The following is a 21,300-nucleotide window of genomic DNA, read 5'->3' as shown; positions in this document are numbered from 1 at the left end:
GATCCATATCCTCTCGATTCCCTTTTAAAAAAAGGGGAGGTAAAGCGATGGCATCCTGCCTGCCATCAAACCCAGCCAGTGGCATAGAACACGCCGATGATCACGAAGACCGCCGCCGTCTTGATCAGGGTGATGGCGAAAACATCCTTGTACGACTGGCGATGGGTCAGGCCGGTGACCGCCAGCAAGGTGATGACCGCACCGTTATGGGGCAGGGTGTCCATGCCGCCCGAAGCCATGGCGGCTACCCGATGCAACACGTCCATCGGAATGCCGGCGGCCTGCGCGTTGGCGATGAAGCTCTCGGCCATCGCCGCCAGTGCGATGCTCATGCCGCCGGATGCCGAGCCGGTGATGCCGGCCAGCGCGGTGACCGATATCGCTTCGTTGACCAAGGGATTGGGGATCGCCTGCAAGGCATTGGCGACCACCAGGAAGCCCGGCAGCGCAGCGATGACCGCGCCGAATCCGTATTCCGATGCGGTATTCATCGACGCCAGCAACGCGCCGCCGATCGCGCTCTTGGTGCCTTCGGCGAAACTGGCGAAGACCGGTTTCCAGGCGAACAGCATCACCGTCAGGATGCCGACCAGCAACGCGCCCTGCACAGCCCAGATGGCCGCCACTTTCGATACTTCCTGCACCACCGGTGCGGCATTGCCGATCACCGCAGGCACAAAGGATTGAGTAGGGCCGTAGAAGCCAGGTATCCAGCGAGTGAAGGCGAAATTCGCCACGCCCACGAGCAATAGCGGCAGGATCGCGATCAACGGATGGATCAGCTTGTCGCCACGAAAAGGCTCGGGTTCGTTGCGCAACTCTTTTTCATCGCCATAGCCTTCGCCGGCACGCAGCGCAACGCGGCGGCGCCATTCCAGATAGCTCATGCCCAGAATCAGGATGAATACCGCTCCCAGCGTGCCCAATACCGGGGCGGCCCAACCGGTGGTGCCGAAGAACGAGGCGGGAATGATGTTCTGGATCTGCGGCGTGCCGGGCAGCGCATCCATGGTGAACGTGAAGGCGCCAAGGGCGATCGTGCCGGGGACCAGCCGCTTGGGGATGTCGCTTTGGCGGAACAGTTCGGCCGCGAACGGGTACACCGCGAACACCACCACGAACAGCGACACACCACCGTAGGTCAGCAAGGCGCATACCAGCACGATGGACAGCATGGCGCGCTGCCGGCCCACGACCTGGATGGTGGCGGCGACAATCGACTTAGAGAAACCAGAGATCTCGATCAGCTTGCCGAACACCGCACCCAGCAAAAACACCGGGAAATACAGCTTCAAAAAGCCCACCATCTTGTCCATGAAAAGGCCGGTGAACATCGGCGCGACCAGCGAAGGATCGGTCAGCAACACCGCGCCCAATGCGGCGATGGGCGCGAACAGGATCACGCTGTAGCCGCGGTAGGCCACGAACATCAAAAAGCACAGCGCGGCCAGCACAATCAGGAAAGACATCAACGGATCCCCGGCTCGCGCCTGGCTCAAGATGCGGCGAGTATCGGTAGCGCAGGCGGTGCAGGCCCACTGTACGAAGGTACAAGTGTCCGCAGTGATGGCAGTCACTAGCCTTGGCTGCGAAATCGGCCATCTGGCCGCCGTCATGTCGTACCCGGGAGGAGGGGAGACCTTATGAAGCGCAAGCACCTTAGCTTGGCGATCGGTTGTGTACTGCTGGCACCAGCGGCAGCGTGGGCGCAGGACACCGCGGGTGGGACCAGTGATACGCCAGCCACCAGAGCCACGACCCTGGACGCGGTTACCGTCACCGCGCGCAAGCGCGAGGAAACGCTGCAGGACGTGCCGGTCGCGGTGACCGCGTTCACGCCGGAGACCCTGGACAAGTTGAACATTGAAGACCTGGCCGATCTGGATGCGCAGGTACCTAACCTGACCATCTACGCCGCACGCGGGTCCACCAGCACCGTGACCGCTTACATCCGCGGCGTTGGCCAGGCCGATCCGCTTTGGGGCGTGGACCCGGGCGTGGGCATTTACCTGGACGATGTCTACATCGCACGTCCGCAGGGTGCCTTGCTGGATGTATTCGATGTCGGCCGCATCGAAGTGCTGCGCGGCCCGCAAGGCACGCTGTACGGCAAGAACACCATCGGCGGCGCCATCAAGTACATCTCGCGCGGCTTGCCGAAAGAGATGGAAGGCTTCGCTTCGATCACGGTCGGCAATTACAACCAGCTGGATGCCAAGGCGGCGTTGGGCGGGCCCATCGGCGGCGCGGACAGCGGGCTGCGTGGACGCGTATCGGTGGCCAGCATGAATCGCGATGGCTTCGGTGAAAACACCTTTACCGGCCAGGACGTCAGCGACAAGGAAATCAACGCCGCGCGCTTCCAGTTGGGCGCCTATGCCGGTGACGATTTCGATGTGCAGTTCGCCGTGGACTGGATGGACGACCAATCCGGCGTGCGCGGCGCCAAGATGCTGGCGCCAAATCCGCTGGCGCCGGCGTATCCGCCGACCGACGACCGCTACGACATCCGCAGCGGCATGAAGAACATCAACGACACCGAGATGAAAGGCGCTTCCGCCACGGTCAACTGGCGCGCGAGCGAGGACTGGGCGTTCAAGTACGTCATCGCCAAGCGCGAATCCGATACCGAGACGAACATCGATTTCGACACCACGCCGCTGACGCTGGTGGATGTGCGCGCGTTCTATAGCGATAGCCAGGTCAGCCAGGAACTGCAGGCCAACTTCGATGGCGGTGGCCGCGCCCGCGGCGTCATGGGCGTGTTCTGGTTCAACGGCGACGCCGGCGGCCAGGTGCTGAACCACTTCTACAACCCGCTGCTGGCTACCGGCCTGACCAACCCGTTGTTCGGCGACACCCAAGGCTACGTCAACACCAAAAGCATCGCGGCATATGCGGATTGGACGTTCGATCTGACCGACCGGCTCAAGCTGGACGTGGGCGCGCGCTACACCGATGAAGACAAGCATGCCGTCGCGTTGAATCGCTTCTACACCGATCTGAGCTACGGCACGTCATGGGGCACGGCGGCCAATTTCGACAAGACGGTCAATTTCAAGAACGTCTCGCCGAAGGTCTCGCTGGATTACCAGATCACCCCGGACATCATGGCCTACGGATCGGCGTCGCGCGGTTTCAAGTCGGGCGGCTACAACATCCGTGCCAACACCACCGCGGTGCCGCGTTCGGGCGAACCATTCGACGACGAGAAGGTCGACAGCTTCGAGATCGGCAGCAAGATGTCGTTCCTGGACCAGCGGATGTTCTTGAACCTGGCGTACTTCTACAACAAGTACGAAGACATCCAACTGTCGGTGTTCACCTCGTACACCCTGCCCAATGGCAGCCAGAGCTTCTTCGGCGATTTCACCAACGCCGGCAAGGGCACGGTGCAGGGCCTGGAAGTCGAGTACCAGTTCCTGCCCACGCAGAACTGGCTGATCAGCGGCAACCTGGCGTGGCTGGATGCGGAGTACGACGAATTCATGACCGCCGGCGTCAACGTCGCCGACACACAGAAGTTCACCAACGCTCCGGAATTCTCCGGTGCGCTGAACGTGGAATATCGCACCGACCTGGCCAACGGCGGCAATCTGTCGGCACGCGTTGGCTATTCCTATCAGTCGGAAGTGTGGCCTACCACCGACCTCAGTCCGGCGATCAAGCAGGACGGCTATGGACTGGTTAGTGCGGGCGTGATCTGGCAGGCCAACGACGCCTGGACGTTCTCGTTGCAGGGCACCAACCTGGCCGATGAGGAATACCGGACCACTGGCTACAACATCGCTTCCTACGGCGTACTGACCGGTTTCTACGGTCCGCCGCGCCAGTACACCCTGACGGCGCGCTACAACTTCTGAGCGGGTTAGCTGCGGTAATGGGAAAGACAGCAGCGGTGGGCGGAAGCCCGCCGCTGCTGCGTTATGCTCCCGCCATGGCGTGGCCGCGAAAAGCAAATCCCCCGTCGCCCGCGTTGCGGGCGCCCGCCCCCTTTTTCAAAGGGGACTATTCCTGTTTCTACGCAGCGTGCGCTGTGCGCATGAGCCGAGATCGCATGGCTGCGTGCACAGCGCACGCTACGGGTGCCACATGCTGAGTGTCGGCATCGTCGTACTAGCGGCGCTGTTATGGCTCGGCCTGCTGTTCGGCTCCGCTCTGTACGCCGAGCGGCATCCGCGCGTGTTGGCCATTCAGTGGCCTTATGTCTACGCCTTGTCGCTGGCGGTGTACTGCACGTCGTGGACGTTCTTCGGCACGGTGACGCAGGCCGCGCGCTATGGCTGGCCGCTGCCACCCACTTTCGTCGGCACCATCCTGTTGTATGCGTTCGGCGCTTTTCTGCTGGTCCGGCTGGTGCGGATGGCGCGCGAATCCAACGCCACCTCGCTGGCCGATCTGATCGCCACGCGTTTGGGCAAGGATGGCTGGCTGGCGGCGACCGTTACGCTGGTGGCCGCGCTGGGACTGATTCCGTATATCGCGTTGCAGCTGAAAGCGGTGGCGATGAGTTTTGCATTGCTGACGCGTTCGGCTGGCAGCGACCATTTGCCCGCCTGGCAGGACAGCGCGCTGTACGTGGCCATCGCGATGGCCTTGTTTGCCATGTTGTTCGGCACGCGTCGTGCCAGTGCGGCGGAGCACAACCGCGGGCTGGTGCTGGCGATGGCCTTCGAGTCGCTATTCAAGCTGGCGGCGATGCTGTCGCTGGGCCTGTTCGTCTGGTTCGGATTGCCGGACCTGCCATTGAAACCGCCCGCGCCTGTGGCGCCTTCGACTACTTACGGTTTCATGCCATTGGTCGTACTGGGCGTGCTGGCGATGTTCACGCTGCCGCACCAGATCCATGTCGGCGTGGTCGAGTGCCGCGATGAGCAGCATGTGCGCACCGCGCGCTGGCTTTTTCCGCTGTACATGGTGCTGATGGCGCTGCCGTTGCTGCCATTGGCGCGCGCGGGCGGTGCGATGTTCGGTGATGAAGTGCCGTCGGATTTGTACGTGCTGGCGCTGCCGCTGGCGCAAGGACACGAGGGTTTGGCGCTGCTCGCTTTCCTGGGTGGGCTGAGCGCTGCCACCGGCATGGTGGTGGTCAGCACGCTGACACTCAGCTTGATGATCGGCAATCACTGGCTGGCACCCGGACTATTGCGCGGCGGTTGGTTGCGCAGCCGGGGCGGCGATTTGCGCGGCGTGGTACTGACCCAGCGCCGTGTCGGTATCGCGGCGGTGATGCTCTTGGCCTGGGCCTATAGTCGCCTGATCGCCGGCAATGATGCGCTGGCGGACGTGGGTGCGGTGTCGTTCTCCGCGTTGGCCACGTTGGCGCCGGCCCTGGGCTTCGCCATCTGGCGTCAGCAAACGCCGCCGCGCGCGGTGATTGCCGGCATCGCGGCGGGCTTTCTCGTATGGGCGTGGTTGCTGCTGTTGCCGGTGACCATGGACGCGCGCGGTGTCGCACCACAGTGGCTGCAGGAAGGTCCGTTTGGCATCGCAATACTGTCGCCGAACGGCTTCTTTGGATTGACGGGGTGGAGCCGCCTCGGGCGCGCGGTCGGCGTCAGTCTGTTTGTCGGCACGGCAGTGACGCTGCTGGTTGCGGCCTGGCGAGGGCATGCGCCACGCGGCCATGATAGTCGCGGTTTCGATGCGCAGACGTTGCGCGATGCCGGGCGCCGGTTCCTGCCGCGCGAACGCGTCGAGGAACTGCTGACGGATGCGCCACGCAGTGGTCCGGTGCCATCCGCCATTGAAGCGCGATTGGAACGCGAACTGTCGGCCGTGCTGGGTTCGGCGTCTGCACGGCTGCTGATGGATGCGGCGCGTCGCGAAAGCGGTGATCTGGAAACAGTGGCCGCCATCGTCGGCGAAGTCTCGCAGGACCTGCGTTTCAATCAGCAGGTGCTGGAAGCGGCGCTGCAGAACATGAGTCAGGGCATCAGCGTGGTTGATCGAGAGCAGCGACTGGTCGCATGGAATCGCCGCTATGCGGAGATGTTCGGTTTTCCCGACGAGTTCCTGCAGGTAGGCCGTCCCATCGCCGACCTGACCCGCTGGGCGTTGCAGCGCATGCCGCACCGCGGGCATGACGAACGTGCGCTGGAACGTCGGCTTGCCTTCATGCGGGCCGGCACGCCGCACCTGACCGAACGCGTGTTCCCCGACGGCAGCATCGTCGAGATCCGTGGCAATCCGATGCCGGGCGGAGGCTTCGTCGCCACCTATACCGACGTCACCGCATCGCGTCGCGCCGAACAAGCCTTGAAGCAGGCCAATGAAACACTGGAGCAACGCGTCGCCGACCGCACCGCGCTGCTGGAAACCGCCAAGCGCGATGCCGAACACGCCAACGACGCCAAGAGCCGCTTCCTGACCGCCATCGGCCACGACCTGTTGCAGCCATTGCACGCGGCACACCTGTTTACCGACGCGCTGACGCAGCAACTCCAAGATCGCCAGCAGCGCGACTCCGTGGACCAGATTCGCGGTGCACTGGATTCCACCACCGATCTGCTCACCGGCTTGCTGGATATGTCGCGGTTGGAAGCGGGCGGCTTGGTGCCGGAACTGCGGGATTTTCCGCTGGCTGAAGTGCTGGAGCCGCTGGCGTCGGAATTCCGCGTGTTGGCGGACGAACGTGGACTGGAATTCGTGGTTGTGCCGACGCGCGCGTGGACGCGCTCGGACCCGCAACTACTGCGTCGCATCCTGCAGAACTTCCTCGCCAATGCGGTGCGCTATACCGAACGTGGCCGCGTGCTGCTGGGTGTCCGCCGTGTCGGCAACGAACGCTTGCGGGTGGAAGTGCTGGATACCGGCCCGGGCATCCGGGTGGCGGAGCAACAGGTGATCTTCCAGGAATTCCGCCGTGGCGAGAACGTGGGTGGACAGGGTCTGGGGCTTGGTCTTTCCATTGCCGAACGTATGGCTCATTTGTTGGATGCGCCACTGTCGTTGCGTAGCCGGGTAGGGCGGGGCTCTCAATTCGCGGTGGAATTGCCGATGGTCGCAGCACCTGCGGGCAAGCCAACTTTGGCGGCGATCAAGCCCGGCATAGGAGGCCGCCGCGTGCTGGCGGTGGACAACGACGTCGCGGCGTTGTCAGCGCTGACCCAGGTCCTGGAAGGCTGGGGGTGCCAAGTATCGACAGCGACGAGTGGCGCGCAAGCCGAAGCCGCGCTGTCGCTGCACGCGGCGGAATTGTGGCTGTTCGACTATCACCTGGATGACGGCGATACCGGCGTCCACCTGATGCAACGGCTGTCGCAGCGTTTTGGCGCGCGTCCCTGCTTGATCCTGACCGCTGACCAGACAGAAGCGGTACGTCGCGCCGTGCACGAGGCAGAGCTATCGCTGCTGCCAAAACCCATTCGGCCGCTGGCATTGAAGTCGGTGATGGATCGTTTGCTGGCGGCGCGGTTGGTGGTTTCGTAGGAGCGGTCTTGCTTTTGTAGGAGCGGCGTCCCGCCGCGAGCTCTTCCCCTCAAGTGGCGATAAGCAATAAGCAATAAGCAATAAGCAATAAGCAATAAGCAATAAGCAATAAGCAAAGAGCGGCCGAGCCTACTGTTCGCCATCTGGACGCGCTTCTGACAGGAAGAGCTCGCGCCGAGACGGCGCTCCTACGGGGGAAGCGTGTCGCGTAGAATTCCCCAAGATTCACCAAAGACACCGCTGATGCCTTACACCCCCATCGTCGCCACCCTGGGTTATGTGTTGTCGCCCGATCGCTCGCAGGTGCTGTTGGTCCATCGCAATGCGCGGGCCGACGATCAGCATCTGGGCAAGTACAACGGCCTGGGCGGCAAGATCGAAGCAGACGAGGACGTAGTGGCCGGCATGCGCCGCGAAATCCGCGAGGAAGCCGGCATCGAATGCGATGCGCTCAGTCTGCGGGGCACCATCAGTTGGCCGGGTTTCGGCAAGCGCGGCGAAGACTGGCTGGGTTTCATCTTCATTGTCACGGCTTATTCCGGCACGCCCTACACCAGCAATCCGGAAGGCACGCTGGAATGGGTGCCGGTGGAGAAGATCATGGAACTGCCGCTGTGGGATGGCGACCGCCACTTCCTGCCGCTGGTGTTCGACGAAGACTCGCGAGCTTTCCACGGCGTCATGCCGTATCGCGAAGGCCGAATGGTGTCGTGGTCGTATTCGCGCATATAGCGAAACGCCACCTCGTCAGGAGCGAACGCATTGGTAGGAGCGCCGTCTCGGCGCGAGCTTCTTGCTTCTCGCGTGATCGACAGGAAGAGTTCGCTGCGGGCGCCGCTCCGCGCCTCGATAACCGTCCAGTGAACACGATCAGGAACGCGCCGCAGCGCGTCCAGATGACAAACAGTGGGGCTTCAGTCGTTTTATCGCGATCTGATAGCAAGAGCTCGCGGCGGGGACGCCGCTCCGCGCCTCGATAGCCGTCCAGTGAACACGATCAGGAACGCGCCGCAGCGCGTCCAGATGACAAACAGTGGGGCTTCAGTCGGTTTATCGCGATCTGATAGCAAGAGCTCGCGGCGGGGACGCCGCTCCTACGGGCGAATGGCTCTACCGGCCATCGGCCTGGGCGACTCCGTTTCTCCACAGAGGGTGTGGACGGATGCTGTGCAAAGATGTGGATAACCGCGTGCGCGCCTTACGCCACAAGCGTGTCAAGCGAAATGGCTAAAAATTAGCCATTCAATTTTTGCTTTCGCGAAATGGAGATGACGCCACGTCTCCGCTCTTGTCCACAAGAGGTGTGGATGCTTTGCCGACAAACGTGTGGATAAGTCCGCAGCGCTCTTGCGGGACGGGCCTGTCAAGAGGGTTGGCTAAAAAATGACCAGCATGATTTTCGACATCGTCGCGACTGTCGGCTCAGGGCGCTTTCGCCTTTTGTAGGAGCGGCGTCCCGCCGCGAGCTCTTCCTGTCAGATCGCGCCAGCCGCGAAGAGCTCGCGCCGAGACGGCGCTCCTACAAGGTTTCCTTTTGGGGCGCGCTAGCTTTCGAGATGGCGTGCCGGGTCAGAAAGTTCCAGCTCGCGCAGGACCACGCTGGCCTGGGTGCGGTTGCGTACGCCGAGGCGATCGAAAATCGCCGACAGGTGTGCTTTCACCGTGCGCTCCTGCACGTCCAGTCGATCGGCGATCTGTTTATTGAGCAAACCTTGTGCGACCAGGCTCAGCACGCGGAACTGCTGCGGTGACAGACTGGCCAGGCGGGCCGCCAGGTCGGCATCGTGCTGTGACGATTGCGAGCGCGCCACCGAGGCGCGCAACGATGCCGGCAACCATTGCTCGCAGGCCAGCACGCTGCGAATGGCGTCGCGCAGTTCGTCCAGCCCCGCGCTTTTGGGCAGATAGCCGGCCGCACCGTGATCCAACGCCCGACGCACCACGCGCGGATCGTCGTTGGCCGACACCACCACCACCGCCACCGCCGGAAACTGCGCGCGGATAGCCGCCAGTCCTGCCAGCCCATGGTTGCCGGGCATATGCAGGTCCAGTAGCACCAGATCGATGTCGTCGTGCGACTCCAGCGCGGCAAGCACACCATCCAACGATTCGGCTTCCAGCACCGACAACTGCGCCACCGCGTCGCTGGCCGCTCCGCGTAGCGCGGCCCGGAACAGCGGATGGTCGTCGGCGATCAGGAGGGTGGGCATGGTCAAGAGCCGGGAATGGGGAATAGGGAATGGGGAAGAGGGAATTGAAGGAACGCATTGCCGCAAGCGCGAGAACAAAGCGAACAGCGTTGCCTTTTGCTTTCCCGATTCTCCTTTTCCGATTTTCGACTCCCGGTTTTCACTGCACCGTCCACCCGCCATCCACCACGATCGTCTGGCCGGTGATGTTGCGGGCGGCGGGGGAGGACAGGAAAGCGGTGATGCCGGTCAGTTCGTCCATTTCGATGAACACTCCCTTGGGCATCGGTTTGAGCATGATCTGGCTGATCACTTCCGATTCCGGAATGCCGCGTGTGCGGGCTTGGTCGGCGATTTGCTTGTCCACCAGTGGCGTCTTCACGTAGCTGGGACAGACGGTGTTGATGGTGACGTCGGTGTCGGCGGTTTCCAGCGCGACCACCTTGGAGAAACCCACCAGGCCATGCTTGGCTGCCACGTACGCGCTCTTGAATGGGCTGGCGACCAACGCATGGATGCTGCCGATATTGATGATGCGGCCGAAGCCGCGCTTGCGCATGCCGGGCAACACCGCGCGGGTCAGTCGGGCCACGCCGACCAGCATCACTTCCACCAGGAAATCCCACTTCTGCATGGGAAAGTCTTCCAGCGGCGCGACATGCTGCAGGCCGGCGTTGTTGACCAGCACGTCCACCGGTCGGGAAATCGAGGCCAGCGCGGCGGTGACGCTGTCTTCGGAGGTCACGTCCAAAGCGACGGCTTCGGCCGAGCCGCCAGCCGCGCGGATCTGCGATGCGACCGTTTCGGCGGCCTCGCCATTGAGATCGCTGACGATGACGTGGTGACCGGCTTCGGCCAGTTGCGCGGCAATGCCGGCACCTATGCCGCTGGCGGCGCCGGTAATCAGGAAGGTGTGCGTCTGCATACGTGGGGAGCCTCAGGACAACAGGCCCCTAGCGTAGCAATTCGCTGTGTCGGCATCGGTGTACCAAAGTACGATGACGGCGATTGAACAAGCGGGTAGTTTCATGTCACTGACCGGAACCTTGGGCGAAACGGAATGCTGCGACTGCCATGTGCGTTGTTCTTTGGGATCGTCTTGGCCGGCTGCAGCACCAGCGGCGAGCGGCAATTGCCCACGGGCAATGCCATGATCGAACCGCAACGCATCAGCGAGCACCGTGGCAGCGACGATCTGCTGACCGCGGGGTTGGGACTGGACGGCCTGCGCGCGATGACCCCGCCGGCGTTCGCCGATGCCACCAAGCCCACTGCGCAGGAATTGCGCCGCCGGGCGATCTGGAACAACTGGCGCGGCATCGCCGATCTGTCGCCCACCGGCCGCTACGGCGAGGCCTATGGCAGCCTGGCGCTCATCCCTGGGCGAGAGTTCTCTGCGCTGGCCAAGCTGCCAGGCGCTCGACAGCCGCACCGGGTGCTGGTCCAGGTGCCGGACAATTTCGACCAGGAAAAGCGCTGCGTGGTAGTGGCGGCCTCTTCTGGTTCGCGTGGCATCTACGGCGCGATTGCAGTTGCCGCGCCGTGGGCATTGCCCAAGGGCTGCGCGGTGGTCTATACGGACAAGGGCGCCGGTACCGACTACTTCGATCTGGATACGCAACAGGCGCCACGCGAAGACGGCACCGTAGGCACGTTGGGCGAAGCACAGCTGGCGTTCATGCCTGATGCGCCGGTGGCGGCCAGTGGCGTCGCCGTAAAGCACGCGCATTCCCAGGACAATCCGGAAGCCGACTGGGGCCGGCACGTGAAGCAGGCCGCGGAGTTCGCGCTATCGGCACTGGGTCGCGCGTTCCCACAGGCGACGCCATTCCGTTTCGACAACACCCGCGTCATCGCGGTGGGTATCTCCAACGGCGGTGGCGCGGTATTGCGCGCGGCGGAACAGGACGGTAAAAGCACGGAAAAAAACTGGCTGGACGCCGTGGTCGCGGGAGAGCCGAACGTCCTGGCAGAGGCAGCAGGCGCGCGCGCGCTTTACGACTACACCACCGAGGCGGCATTGCTGATGCCCTGCGCGTTACTGCACCTGCCGGCCGCCAGCCTGCCGCAGCCGCCCTTGCGCGCGCAGGCCGAACCCCTGTGGACCGCCCGCTGCGCCGCGCTCAAGACGGCGGGATTGGTTGAAGGAAACACCACCCAGGCGCAGGCGCAATCCGCCTACGAGCAACTGCGCGCCAGCGGCTGGACGGACGCTGCGTTGACCGCGGGCGCGCTGAGCGTCGGATTCGATCTGTGGCGTGCGGTCGCGGTGACCTATGCCTCCGCCTATGGACGCTACGGTATTGGCGAGCACCCCTGTGGTTACGCTTTCGCTGCACAGAAGGCCGATTTCAGCGCTCGCGCAGCCACCGATGCCGAACGCGGTGCGTGGTGGTCCGACGGCAGCGGCATTCCGCCCAGCGCGGGCGTGGGCATTGTCGACACCAAGCTGGCACCGCCCGATTTCACCTTGCCGGGGCTGCAATGCCTGCGCGAGTTGCAGACCGGCGATAGCGAGGCCGCGCGGCGGGTGCAGCGCGGAATTGCCGAGACACGCGCAGGATTGCCGCGCGCCGGACTACCGGTGGTCGTTATCCATGGCACCGACGATGGACTGATTCCACCGGCTTTCACCAGCACTCCCTACGTGGCCCTGGCCAAGGCCGCCGGCCGCGATGTCCGCTATTGGCAGGTGCGCAATGCCCAGCACTTCGATGGTTTCCTGGCGCTGCCAGCCTATGGCGCGCGCTACGTACCTTTGCTGCCCTACGTTTACGCCGCGCTGGACCGGGTGGATGCGCTGCTGGATGGCAAGGCCACGCTGCCGGTCGATGCGGTGATCGAGGCCAAGCCTCGCGGCACCGGTCAGCTGGAAGCGGCGCAACTGGCGATTCCGCGGTAGCGAAAAACACAGATCTTCTTATCAGATTGCGACAGAAGCAAAGAGCTCGCGGCGAGACGCCGCTCCTACAAGGGCTTTTGCCGCATACGCGACATCCACGACAGCTGGGCTTACTCTGAGGCTCTGTCCGTCCGGTACCTGAGCCATGTCCCGACATTTTTCGATGATCCGCGACTTCCAATTGGCCGACTGGTTCACGTTGGCCAATGCGTTCTGCGGCACCGGTGCGATCTTTGCGTCGATGCGTTTCCTGCAGGAAGGCGGGGTGCGGGACCTGATGATCGGCATGGCACTGATCCCGCTGGCTTTCATCTTCGACGCGCTGGACGGGCGGGTGGCACGCTGGCGCAACCAGTCCTCGGTGCTGGGACGGGAGCTGGATTCGCTGGCCGATGTCATATCGTTCGGAGTGGCGCCAGCGGCGCTGGCTTATGCCTGCGGCATGCAGGGCGGCTGGGACTGGCTGGTGCTGTCCTACTTCGTCGCCTGTGGCGTCAGCCGGCTGGCGCGCTACAACGTCACCGCCGAGTCCCTGTCGGGAGATGACGACAAGGTGAAATACTTCGAGGGCACGCCTATTCCTACCAGCCTGGTGCTGGTCATGGTGTTGGCGGCGGCGGCCTATTTCGGGCACATCGGCCCGGCACTGTGGCTCGGAGCGCTGAAGTTGGGGCCATGGATGCTGCATCCACTGGTGCTGTTCTATGCTGTGTCGGGCACTTTGATGATCAGCAAGACGCTGCGAATCCCCAAACCATGAACGCTTGAACCCGGCGCGTCATGCACGGCGGGTCCGTCGCGGCTAAAATCGGCTGGGACGGGAGGAACACATGGCGAACTTCGCACCACCCTGGCAGGGCGACTTTGAATCGCTGGCCAAGCAGTACTGGAATTTCTGGGGCGATGCCTTGCGGCAGGGCGCGATGGGCAATGCGCCGCCTCCCGTTTCCGCCCCCGGGTGGCAGCAGGCGGTCGACTGGTGGTCGCAGTTATTGCCGGGCGGCAGTGTGCAGGTCAACGACACGGTGGAGCGCTTCAGCCGGCAAGCGCGCGACTGGTTCGGCCAGATGCAGCAAGTTGCCGCGCAGTTCGCCGGGCGCGACCAGAATCCCGCCGATATCGCCCAGGCATGGCGGCAGGCGCTCGGCGCGCACGGCGGCGCCAATCCTTTCGCCGATATTTTTCGCGCCATGCAGGGCAATGGACAGCACGGCGTAGAAGGCTGGATCGAACAAGCCAAGCCCTATCTCGACGCCATGCAGCACCAAGGCGCGCGCTGGCTGCATCTACCGACCTTCGGACCCGCACGCGAGCATCAGGAACGTTGGCAGAAGCTGGCGCAAGCGCAGCAGGAATGCCAGCACCAGCAGAACGAATACAACGCGCTGATGATGAAAGCAGCGCAGCGCGCTTTCGAGATGTTCGAAGAACAATTGACTGCCCGCGCCGAGCCTGGCCGCCAACTCGACAGTGCGCGCGCGTTGTTCGACCTGTGGATCGACGTGGCCGAACAGGCGTATGCCGAAGCGGCGCTATCGCCGGAGTTCCGCAAGGTCTACGGTGCTTTGACCAATGCGCAGATGCGCCTGCGCCTGGCGGTTCAGCGCGAGGTAGAGCAGGTCTGCGGTCTGTTCGGCATGCCCACGCGCACTGAAGTGGATTCAGCGCATCGCAAAATCGCGGAACTCGAACGCGCGCTGCGCAGGGTAAGCACGAGTCAGGCCAAGCCTGTTGCTTCCAGGGGCGTGCAAGCCGCGCCAGTACGCCAATCGAAACCAGCGGAAGCAGCGACTCCTGTCGCCGCTTCCGCGGAACCGGACGCGTCCCGCAGGCTTGCCGCCAAGCGCGCTGCCGTTGCCACCAAGAAGCAGGGCGCGCCTGGCAAGGCCGCTAAAGCGACGAAGAAGAAAGCCGCCACCAAGAAAGCGACCAGGAACGCTCCAGCCGCGAAGAAGCCGGCGATGAAGCGAACAGCGGCGAAGAAAACAACTGCCCAAGCAGCTGCCACGGCACCGCTGGCAGAACGCTCTACGAAAGCAGGCTCCACAAAAGCAAGCCCCACGAGGGCACGCTCCACGAAAGCACGCTCGACCAAAGCACGCCCCACGAAGCAAGCGACGAAGACCGCAGCGAAGATGGCGCCCTCGCAAACAGCGCCGGCATCTTCAGCTGTCGTATCGATGAAAGAGTGGGTAGGGCGCAACACCAAGACCAACGGCAAAGCCGACATGTCGCGTGCGGTCGCCAAGAGCAAATCCAAGCGCAGTAGCCGCAAATGAACGGACCACTGGACATCACTCCCGACGGGCTGGCGCGGGAAGCGCTGGAGATACAGCAGAAACTCTCCGCCGGGCTGCGCACGTTGCCGGAAGTGGAAGACGTGCATTTCGGCGCCAGCCACAAGCAGGAAGTCTGGCGCGACGGCAAGACCGTGCTGTATCGCTTCATCGGCGAAAAAGCGCCCACCGCTAAAGTACCGCTGCTGATCGTGTACGCGCTGGTCAACCGCCCATACATGGTGGATCTGCAGGACGACCGCTCGCTGGTCAAAGGTCTTCTGGCCCGCGGCGAAGACGTCTACATCGTCGATTGGGGTTATCCCGACCGCTCCGACCGTTTCCTCAACCTGGAGGATTACATCGAGCGGTTCATCGACGGCGCAGTGGATCATCTTCGCCAAGTCCATGACGTGGACGCGATCAATCTGCTCGGAGTCTGCCAAGGCGGGACGTTTACCTTGTGCTACTCGGCACTTCACCCGGACAAGATCAAGAACCTGATCACCATGGTGACGCCGGTGGATTTCCATACCGCGGACAACATGCTCTCGCATTGGACGCGCGAAATGGATGTGGACCTGTTCGTCGACACGCTGGGCAATGTGCCGGCCGACATGATGAATGCTTGCTACCTGATGCTGAAGCCGTTCCGCCTGAACATGCAGAAATATGTGGGGCTGGTCGACATACTGGACGATAAGCAGGCCATCGAGAATTTCCTGCGCATGGAGAAATGGATCTTCGATTCGCCCGATTTGGCGGGCGAAGCCTTCCGCCAGTTCATCAAGCAGTTCTATCAAGGCAACGGCTTCATCAACGGCGGGATCGATATCGGCGGCCGTCCGGTTCATTTGGGTGACGTCGATATGCCGGTGTTGAATATCTATGCCGAACAGGACCACTTGGTACCGCCCGATGCCTCGCGCGCGCTACGCGGGCTGGCGGGCACGGACGATTACACCGAGCTGAGCTTCAAGGGCGGCCACATCGGCATCTACGTCTCCGGCCGTGCCCAGCGCGAAGTTCCCACCGCCATCCACGAATGGCTGAGCAAGCGCTCGGACTGAGCCTTTGCTCCATGTAGAGCCGAGCTTGCTCGGCTGCTCTTCGATCGGCACCCGCAGAGCCAAGAGCAGCGGAGCAAGCTCCGCTCTACGAGAACTGAGCTTCAACGGCGTCACATCGGCATCTAGCGCCCAGCCCGAGGTTCCCACCGCCATCCATGAATGGCTGAGCAAGCGCTCGAACTGAGCCTTTGCTCCATGTAGAGCCGAGCTTGCTCGGCTGCTCTTCGACCGGCACCCGCAGCGCCAAGAGCAGCGGAGCAAGCTCCGCTCTACGAGAAGCGCCTGCTATTCGCCCACTGCTACGTCAAAACGGCGTCGAATAGGAGTGGAGACGACTGCGCTACGATTGGCAGGTAACACCCGGAAGGAAACGCAATGAAGTTGTCACCCATAAAATTTCTGCTGATTTTCCTTGGTCTACTGTTGCCAACGATGTCGTCGGCAGCGCCCTCGCCAAAATCCAGGGAGGAAATAGACGCTTTGATCGCCGCGCTGTCCACTTCGAAATGCGAATTCCAACGCAACGGAAGATGGTATGACGCCACCGACGCGAAATCGCATCTGCAGCGAAAGTTCGATTACCTGCTGAAAAAGAATCTGGCCGACACCGCTGAGCAATTCATTGAGCGCGCCGCCAGCGAGAGCAGCATGAGCGGCCGCGAGTACCGGGTACGCTGTCCAGGGCAGGCCGAGCAATCCTCCGCGTCGTGGTTCCAGGCACAATTGCGGCGATTGCGCGGTTCAGACGCACCCCCGCGCTGACGCGCTAGACTCCGGCAAGACGACTGTGGGGGCTAGGGCCTGCTAACGCTATTGGGATAGGCCACGCCGCAATCCAGTGTGTGCGGGGCAAGGAAGAATGAGGAAATGTATGTCGATACATGCCCGAATGATGACGCTGGCCCGCGCGCACTGGGTTGCGGCCCCCGTATCAAGTACGGGGCAGGCTCTTCGGGTTGCTTCCCCGCCTCGCCAGGAGCTTGCGCGCGGCGCCGCGACAGGCTGGCCTCCTGTTCCAGCCGCGCGCAAGCTCCTGGCGAGGCGGGGAGGCAACGTGACCTATCCCAATAGCGTTAACAGGCCCTAGTCCATGAACGACATCAAGAAACCCTTCGCCCGTTCGTTGAATGACCGCATGATCGCCGGCGTGATCGGCGGCATCGCCCATCGCCTGGGCTGGAACTCCACGCTGCTGCGGGTCGTGTTCGTGATCGTTTCGATAGCCTCGGCAGCATTCCCGGGCATCCTGGTCTACCTGATCCTGTGGCTGCTGATGCCCAACGAAGCGGATTGATGTCCACCAGCACGCCGCTGCCCTGGTTGTGGTTGGTGCGCGGCCTGGGCGCGCTCTGGACGTTGCCCAATTCGTTGATCGGCTTGATCGCTGGCACCACGGGACTGGCATTTGGCGCGAAGGCGCACTGGAGCCATCGCGACTGGGCGCTGGTATTCCATCACTGGCCATGGGGGCCGGGCGGGGCGATCACTTTCGGCAATACCATCCTGCATACCGGTGGCTCGTTGGATGCGGATTGCATCACTTACGAACACCGCGCTGGCCATTGCCAGCACCCGCCCATCCGGCTCGGCGACCATGAGCGCGCGCACGTCTATCAGTACATGGCGCTGGGGCCGCTGTTCCTGCCGGTGTATCTGCTGTGCGGCGGAGTCAGTGTACGCAACCCGTTCGAACGCGCCGCCGACCGATATGCGCTGACAGGCCGCGGCTGGTGGCCGGGTGTTCGCTGAGTCTGTGGGGGCGTAAGAACGAAGTGCGCCGAGCGCCGTTCTTGAGGTGTGGAGCGACGTGAGTCGCGACCGGAAACATTAACGTCACGACTCACGTCGCTCCCACAAGTCGTCCGGATTGACGTAGAGCGGAGCTTGCTCCGCTGCTCTTTGCACGGGTATCCGGAACTAAGAAAGGTTTAAACAGCCCGGCTTCGCGTTAGCCGGCGGTAGATAGTCTCGCCGACCGAATTCCGAACTAACTTGCTTTCTTCCTGGCCGAAGACTTCTTCGCCGCCGACTTCCTGCCAGCAGTTTTCTTTCTGGCTGATTTCTTCGCGGGCGCTTTTTTCGCCGTCGACTTCTTGGCTGCCCGCTTCTTCGTGGCTTTCTTCGTGCTCTTCTTGGTAGCAGCTTTCTTCGTCGCCTTCTTCGCTGTACGTTTCCGCGGCGACTTCTTCGTGGCCTTCTTGGCCGACTTTTTGGCGGCTTTCTTGCCGGCTTTCTTGGCAGTCTTCTTAGCTGCCTTCTTCGTGGTTTTCTTCGCGGCCTTCTTGGTAGCTTTCTTAGCCGATTTCTTCGCGGCTTTCTTGCCGGCCTTCTTGACTCCAGAACCGGATCGCTTGCCACCGCCATCCTGCTTGTTGACAGTCGCCCATGCGATTCGTTCGGCGTCTTCTTCCGAGCGGCCTTGTTCCTTTTCGCTCTCTTCGATGTGCTCGGCCTGCCGCTCTTGCTTGTCGGTGTAGGCAGATTTGTCGCCGCGGGGCATGACCGTTCTCCTGGCAGTGATGAGCCGGAGGCTACTAACGACGATGTGATTGGCAAATGAAAACCGTCGTCGAACGACAGCCGTGCCGCACGCTTTCTGTAGGAGCGGCGTCTCGGCGCGAGCTCGTCACTTCTATCGTCTATCGCGATCTGACAGAAAGAGCTCGCGCCGAGACGGCGCTCCTACAACAGTAAAAGTAGGCAAGGTCATGAGGGCAAGTCGCCCGCTCATCGCTTCAGCGCGGCAAAGCGCCATGCAGGAACAAGTCCACTGCGGCCAGGGCCCGGCTTTCCAAAGTTTCCGGGTCCGGGATATTGGTGTTGCCGCTGGCCAGCCGTACGATCTGGTCGCCGAACAGGCTCATATAAAACTGGGCGGCAGCCGCTTTGGGCGACGCCAATTGCAAACGGCCGGCATCCACTTCCTGCTGGAAGTAATCGGTCAAGGTCTTGCGAGCCGTGGTGACGGCGGTTTCGAAGAACCAATCGCGCAGGGTGGGGAAGGATTGGCCTTCGCCTATCACGATGCGATAGACCACCTGGGATTCCGCCTGCGCCATGATCCGGGCCAGGCGGATTGCCACGCGGCGCAGCGCCTGTTCCGGCGGCAAGCCGGACAGGTTCATGTCTTGCAATAGCGCGGTATGGGCTTCCAGGCGTCGCTCGATGATGGCATGCGCCAGCCCTTCCTTGTCGCCGAATATGCGGTACAGGGTAGCCAGGGAGCCGCCCGCGCGCGCGACGATCTCGCTGAGCCGCGCATGCTGGTATCCCTTCTCCGCAAAGACTTCGGTTGCCGCATCGAGGAAGCGCTCGGCGCGCATTTCGCCACGTTTGCAGAGATCCACATTCGGTCGCGTCCGTGGCGAGTTGCCTGATGCCATGTTCATGTAAACGTTTTCGCGCGAATCAGATTGAATGCTCACTCTGCAGTACCGGTTTTCATGGCGGACTAGCCACGGCCTCAATCTACCAAAAACAACTAAAACATAGTCAAGTCCTGTGCAAAACCAGGCTGGCTGTGCGAGAAGAGCGTGGATATTCAATGATGATTTTCGTGCGATCGATCACGCGCACACGGATGAAGAATGAAGTACGCGCGCGCCGCGCAATATGGACTGGAGCGCGTCTAAGCAAGGTGCAGGCCTATAGTTAGCGCTAACAGATCCACAGTTCCAGACGTTATAAAATAACCATCGTGAGCGACTTCACCGGTAATTGCCGCGCATATCCGGGGATTTTCCTCGTCCACGCTCGTGTTGGCGTGATCGATTATTCGGATATTTCGCCGATAGCCGATTTTCCAAGGAATCAACGAATAATTATTCCGATAATCGATAAGTGCGCCGTTGTCTCGATCTAAACCAAGGGGAATCAAAGCACCGACGTAATGACCAGGCACAGCGCAGCCAAGAATGTCGCGCCGAAAGTTACCCAGCCCAGGAGGTTGGTCAGACGGCCATTGGTGCGTTGCCCCATGACCTGACGATCGTTGGTCATCAGCATCATCAACAGGAGTAATGGCGGCACCGTGAAGCCCTGCACGATGCCTGACCACACCAACGCCTTCATGGGGTTGAAACCCAAAAAATTCAGAAGCACGGCAACGATGGTGACCAGCGCGATGGTGGTGTAGAAGAGCTTGGCTTCGCTGAGCCTGGCGTGCAGGCTGCCTTTCTCGCCTATGCCCTGTACCAAGTCGTAGGCCGCGCCCGTAGTCATGACCGGTACCGCCAAGAAACCCACACCGACCACCCCAAGCGCGAACAGCAGCTTGGCGGCTTCGCCAGCGACCGGTTCCAGAGCGGCGGCCGCCTGTGCAGCGGTTTCGACGCTGGTCTGGCCCGACGCGTGCAACGTGGCGCCGGTGGAAAGCAGGATGAAGTAAAGAATGATGTTGGAGAACACCATGCCGACAATTACGTCGCGTCGCGTCCGCCGCATTTCTTTATCGCTGGCTCCTTTGCGCTGATAGGCCTTTCTGCGTCCGATGGCGATCTGGTCTTCCACTTCCTGATTGGATTGCCAAGTGAAGATGTAGGCGGATAGCGACGCCCCGATGCACGCCACCAGCACAGACAGAAATTCGGAATCGAAGCGGAAGCGGGGAATGAACGTACCCCTTAGCACTTCGATCGGGTCGGGCTTGGCGAGAATGGCGGCTGCCACGTATGCGAACAACGCGAGGGCGAGCCATCGGAATATTTTCCGCAGTAGGTAGTACGAGCCGAACACCTGCAGTACAAAGATAGATGCCGCCGTCGCCACAACTATCACCGGGATGGGTACGGGCACCAGGAGGTTCACCGCCGCGCCGATTCCGCCCAGGTTCGCCGCTGCTTCAATGATGTTGCCGGCGAAGGCATTGAGCATGGTCGGGTACAGGATCCACCGCGGGTACTTATCGCGGATGATCGCAAATAGCCCTTTGCCGTAGACGCGCCCCAGCTTGGCGGAAAGGTAGACCACCAGGTACATCATTGGCAGCAGTACCGGCGCGATCCATAAAAAAGCGAAACCATATTTGGCGCCGGCACTGGCATAGGTGCCAATGGCAGACGGGTCGTCGTCGGCCGCGCCCGTGATGATGCCGTTGCCGATGGTGCGGAAAAATCCTTTCTTCCCCGGCGTTGTTTTCTGTTCGGCAGGCGGAATTTTCTTTATCCGGAACATGCGTGCCTCGTGACCAGGAAATACGCCGGCATATTGGCGAATACATTAGAGTCCGGCGGATCAACGCGGCGTGGGCAAGGTCATGCGCTTATCGTCAGCATTGCTTTCCAGTGCCGCCTTTGCAGGAGCGACGTAAGCTGCAATCAGTTGGGCGGTGAGGTCGCTCTGCTCGCTATAAGAAGGTGCTGCAGCGCCTCCCATCGGACACGCCGATCGGCCATTCGGATAGGGCGCGACTTTCGTCGCTCCTGCAGATTGGA

At 62.1% G+C, this 21,300-nt stretch carries 16 protein-coding genes; 10 read left to right on the top strand and 6 right to left on the bottom strand.

Annotated features, from left to right (window positions below):
- Nucleotides 1-65: 65 nt before the first annotated feature.
- A complete protein-coding gene (locus tag AADW18_RS18605) occupies nt 66-1,469 on the bottom strand; it encodes a GntP family permease (protein ID WP_337344895.1) in 1,404 nt (467 codons plus the stop codon).
- A 174-nt stretch (nt 1,470-1,643) separates the two neighbouring features.
- Between AADW18_RS18605 and AADW18_RS18600 the strand changes: the two genes are divergently transcribed.
- The 3 genes from AADW18_RS18600 (at nt 1,644) to AADW18_RS18590 (ending at nt 8,163) form a co-directional block, all read left to right on the top strand.
- Nucleotides 1,644-3,863 carry a TonB-dependent receptor gene (locus tag AADW18_RS18600; protein WP_337344894.1) on the top strand — a complete coding sequence of 740 codons (2,220 nt, stop codon included), beginning with the start codon at nt 1,644-1,646 and terminating at the stop codon, nt 3,861-3,863.
- Nucleotides 3,864-4,092: 229 nt separating this feature from the next.
- Complete coding sequence (locus AADW18_RS18595) at nt 4,093-7,431, top strand: PAS-domain containing protein (RefSeq protein ID WP_337344893.1); 3,339 nt, start codon at nt 4,093-4,095, stop codon at nt 7,429-7,431.
- Between the two features lie 243 nt (nt 7,432-7,674).
- Entirely contained in the window at nt 7,675-8,163 is a 489-nt protein-coding gene (locus AADW18_RS18590) for an 8-oxo-dGTP diphosphatase (protein WP_337344892.1), read from the top strand.
- 812 nt (nt 8,164-8,975) lie between these two features.
- Here the strand turns inward: AADW18_RS18590 and AADW18_RS18585 are convergent.
- Both AADW18_RS18585 and AADW18_RS18580 read right to left on the bottom strand, forming a co-directional pair.
- The gene (locus tag AADW18_RS18585; RefSeq protein WP_337344891.1) at nt 8,976-9,641 is read right to left on the bottom strand and encodes a response regulator transcription factor; all 666 of its coding nucleotides are present in this window, start codon (nt 9,639-9,641) and stop codon (nt 8,976-8,978) included.
- Nucleotides 9,642-9,780: 139 nt separating this feature from the next.
- Nucleotides 9,781-10,545, bottom strand: coding sequence for a 3-hydroxybutyrate dehydrogenase (locus AADW18_RS18580; RefSeq protein ID WP_337344890.1), 765 nt, complete (start codon nt 10,543-10,545; stop codon nt 9,781-9,783).
- Nucleotides 10,546-10,680: 135 nt separating this feature from the next.
- Between AADW18_RS18580 and AADW18_RS18575 the strand changes: the two genes are divergently transcribed.
- The 7 genes from AADW18_RS18575 to AADW18_RS18545 all read left to right on the top strand — a co-directional run bounded on the left by AADW18_RS18575 (nt 10,681) and on the right by AADW18_RS18545 (nt 17,617).
- Complete coding sequence (locus AADW18_RS18575) at nt 10,681-12,522, top strand: 3-hydroxybutyrate oligomer hydrolase family protein (protein ID WP_337344889.1); 1,842 nt, start codon at nt 10,681-10,683, stop codon at nt 12,520-12,522.
- Between the two features lie 145 nt (nt 12,523-12,667).
- On the top strand, nt 12,668-13,282 hold the full coding sequence (pssA, locus tag AADW18_RS18570; RefSeq protein WP_337344888.1) for a CDP-diacylglycerol--serine O-phosphatidyltransferase: 615 nt from the start codon (nt 12,668-12,670) through the stop codon (nt 13,280-13,282).
- 70 nt (nt 13,283-13,352) lie between these two features.
- Nucleotides 13,353-14,801 (top strand): class III poly(R)-hydroxyalkanoic acid synthase subunit PhaE, encoded by a 1,449-nt coding sequence (gene phaE, locus AADW18_RS18565; RefSeq protein WP_337344887.1) that lies wholly within the window; start codon nt 13,353-13,355, stop codon nt 14,799-14,801.
- Nucleotides 14,798-15,868, top strand: a complete 1,071-nt coding sequence (locus AADW18_RS18560; protein WP_337344886.1) for a class III poly(R)-hydroxyalkanoic acid synthase subunit PhaC — start codon at nt 14,798-14,800, stop codon at nt 15,866-15,868. Before phaE ends, AADW18_RS18560 begins: the two co-directional genes overlap by 4 nt.
- A 375-nt stretch (nt 15,869-16,243) precedes the next feature.
- The gene (locus AADW18_RS18555; protein WP_337344885.1) at nt 16,244-16,630 is read left to right on the top strand and encodes a DUF5329 domain-containing protein; all 387 of its coding nucleotides are present in this window, start codon (nt 16,244-16,246) and stop codon (nt 16,628-16,630) included.
- A gap of 328 nt (nt 16,631-16,958) precedes the next feature.
- Nucleotides 16,959-17,162: a PspC domain-containing protein gene (locus tag AADW18_RS18550; RefSeq protein ID WP_337344884.1), complete on the top strand. Its 204-nt coding sequence runs from the start codon at nt 16,959-16,961 to the stop codon at nt 17,160-17,162.
- Nucleotides 17,162-17,617, top strand: a complete 456-nt coding sequence (locus AADW18_RS18545; RefSeq protein ID WP_337344883.1) for a hypothetical protein — start codon at nt 17,162-17,164, stop codon at nt 17,615-17,617. The genes AADW18_RS18550 and AADW18_RS18545 overlap by 1 nt, the downstream gene beginning before the upstream one ends.
- 238 nt (nt 17,618-17,855) lie before the next feature.
- Here the strand turns inward: AADW18_RS18545 and AADW18_RS18540 are convergent, their stop codons facing one another.
- From AADW18_RS18540 to AADW18_RS18530, 3 genes are all read right to left on the bottom strand, one after another.
- A complete protein-coding gene (locus AADW18_RS18540) occupies nt 17,856-18,368 on the bottom strand; it encodes a HupB (RefSeq protein ID WP_337344882.1) in 513 nt (170 codons plus the stop codon).
- A 235-nt stretch (nt 18,369-18,603) separates the two neighbouring features.
- Nucleotides 18,604-19,257 carry a TetR/AcrR family transcriptional regulator gene (locus AADW18_RS18535; protein WP_337344881.1) on the bottom strand — a complete coding sequence of 218 codons (654 nt, stop codon included), beginning with the start codon at nt 19,255-19,257 and terminating at the stop codon, nt 18,604-18,606.
- Nucleotides 19,258-19,741: 484 nt separating this feature from the next.
- A complete protein-coding gene (locus AADW18_RS18530) occupies nt 19,742-21,040 on the bottom strand; it encodes an Nramp family divalent metal transporter (RefSeq protein ID WP_337344880.1) in 1,299 nt (432 codons plus the stop codon).
- Between the last annotated feature and the right edge of the window lie 260 nt (nt 21,041-21,300).

Origin of the sequence: Pseudoxanthomonas sp. CCNWLY206-1, assembly GCF_039710385.1 — a bacterium.
Taxonomy (GTDB): Bacteria; Pseudomonadota; Gammaproteobacteria; order Xanthomonadales; family Xanthomonadaceae; genus Pseudoxanthomonas_A.
The sequence above is the reverse complement of the archived record's forward strand: the minus strand, read 5'-3'. Positions and strand labels throughout refer to the sequence as shown.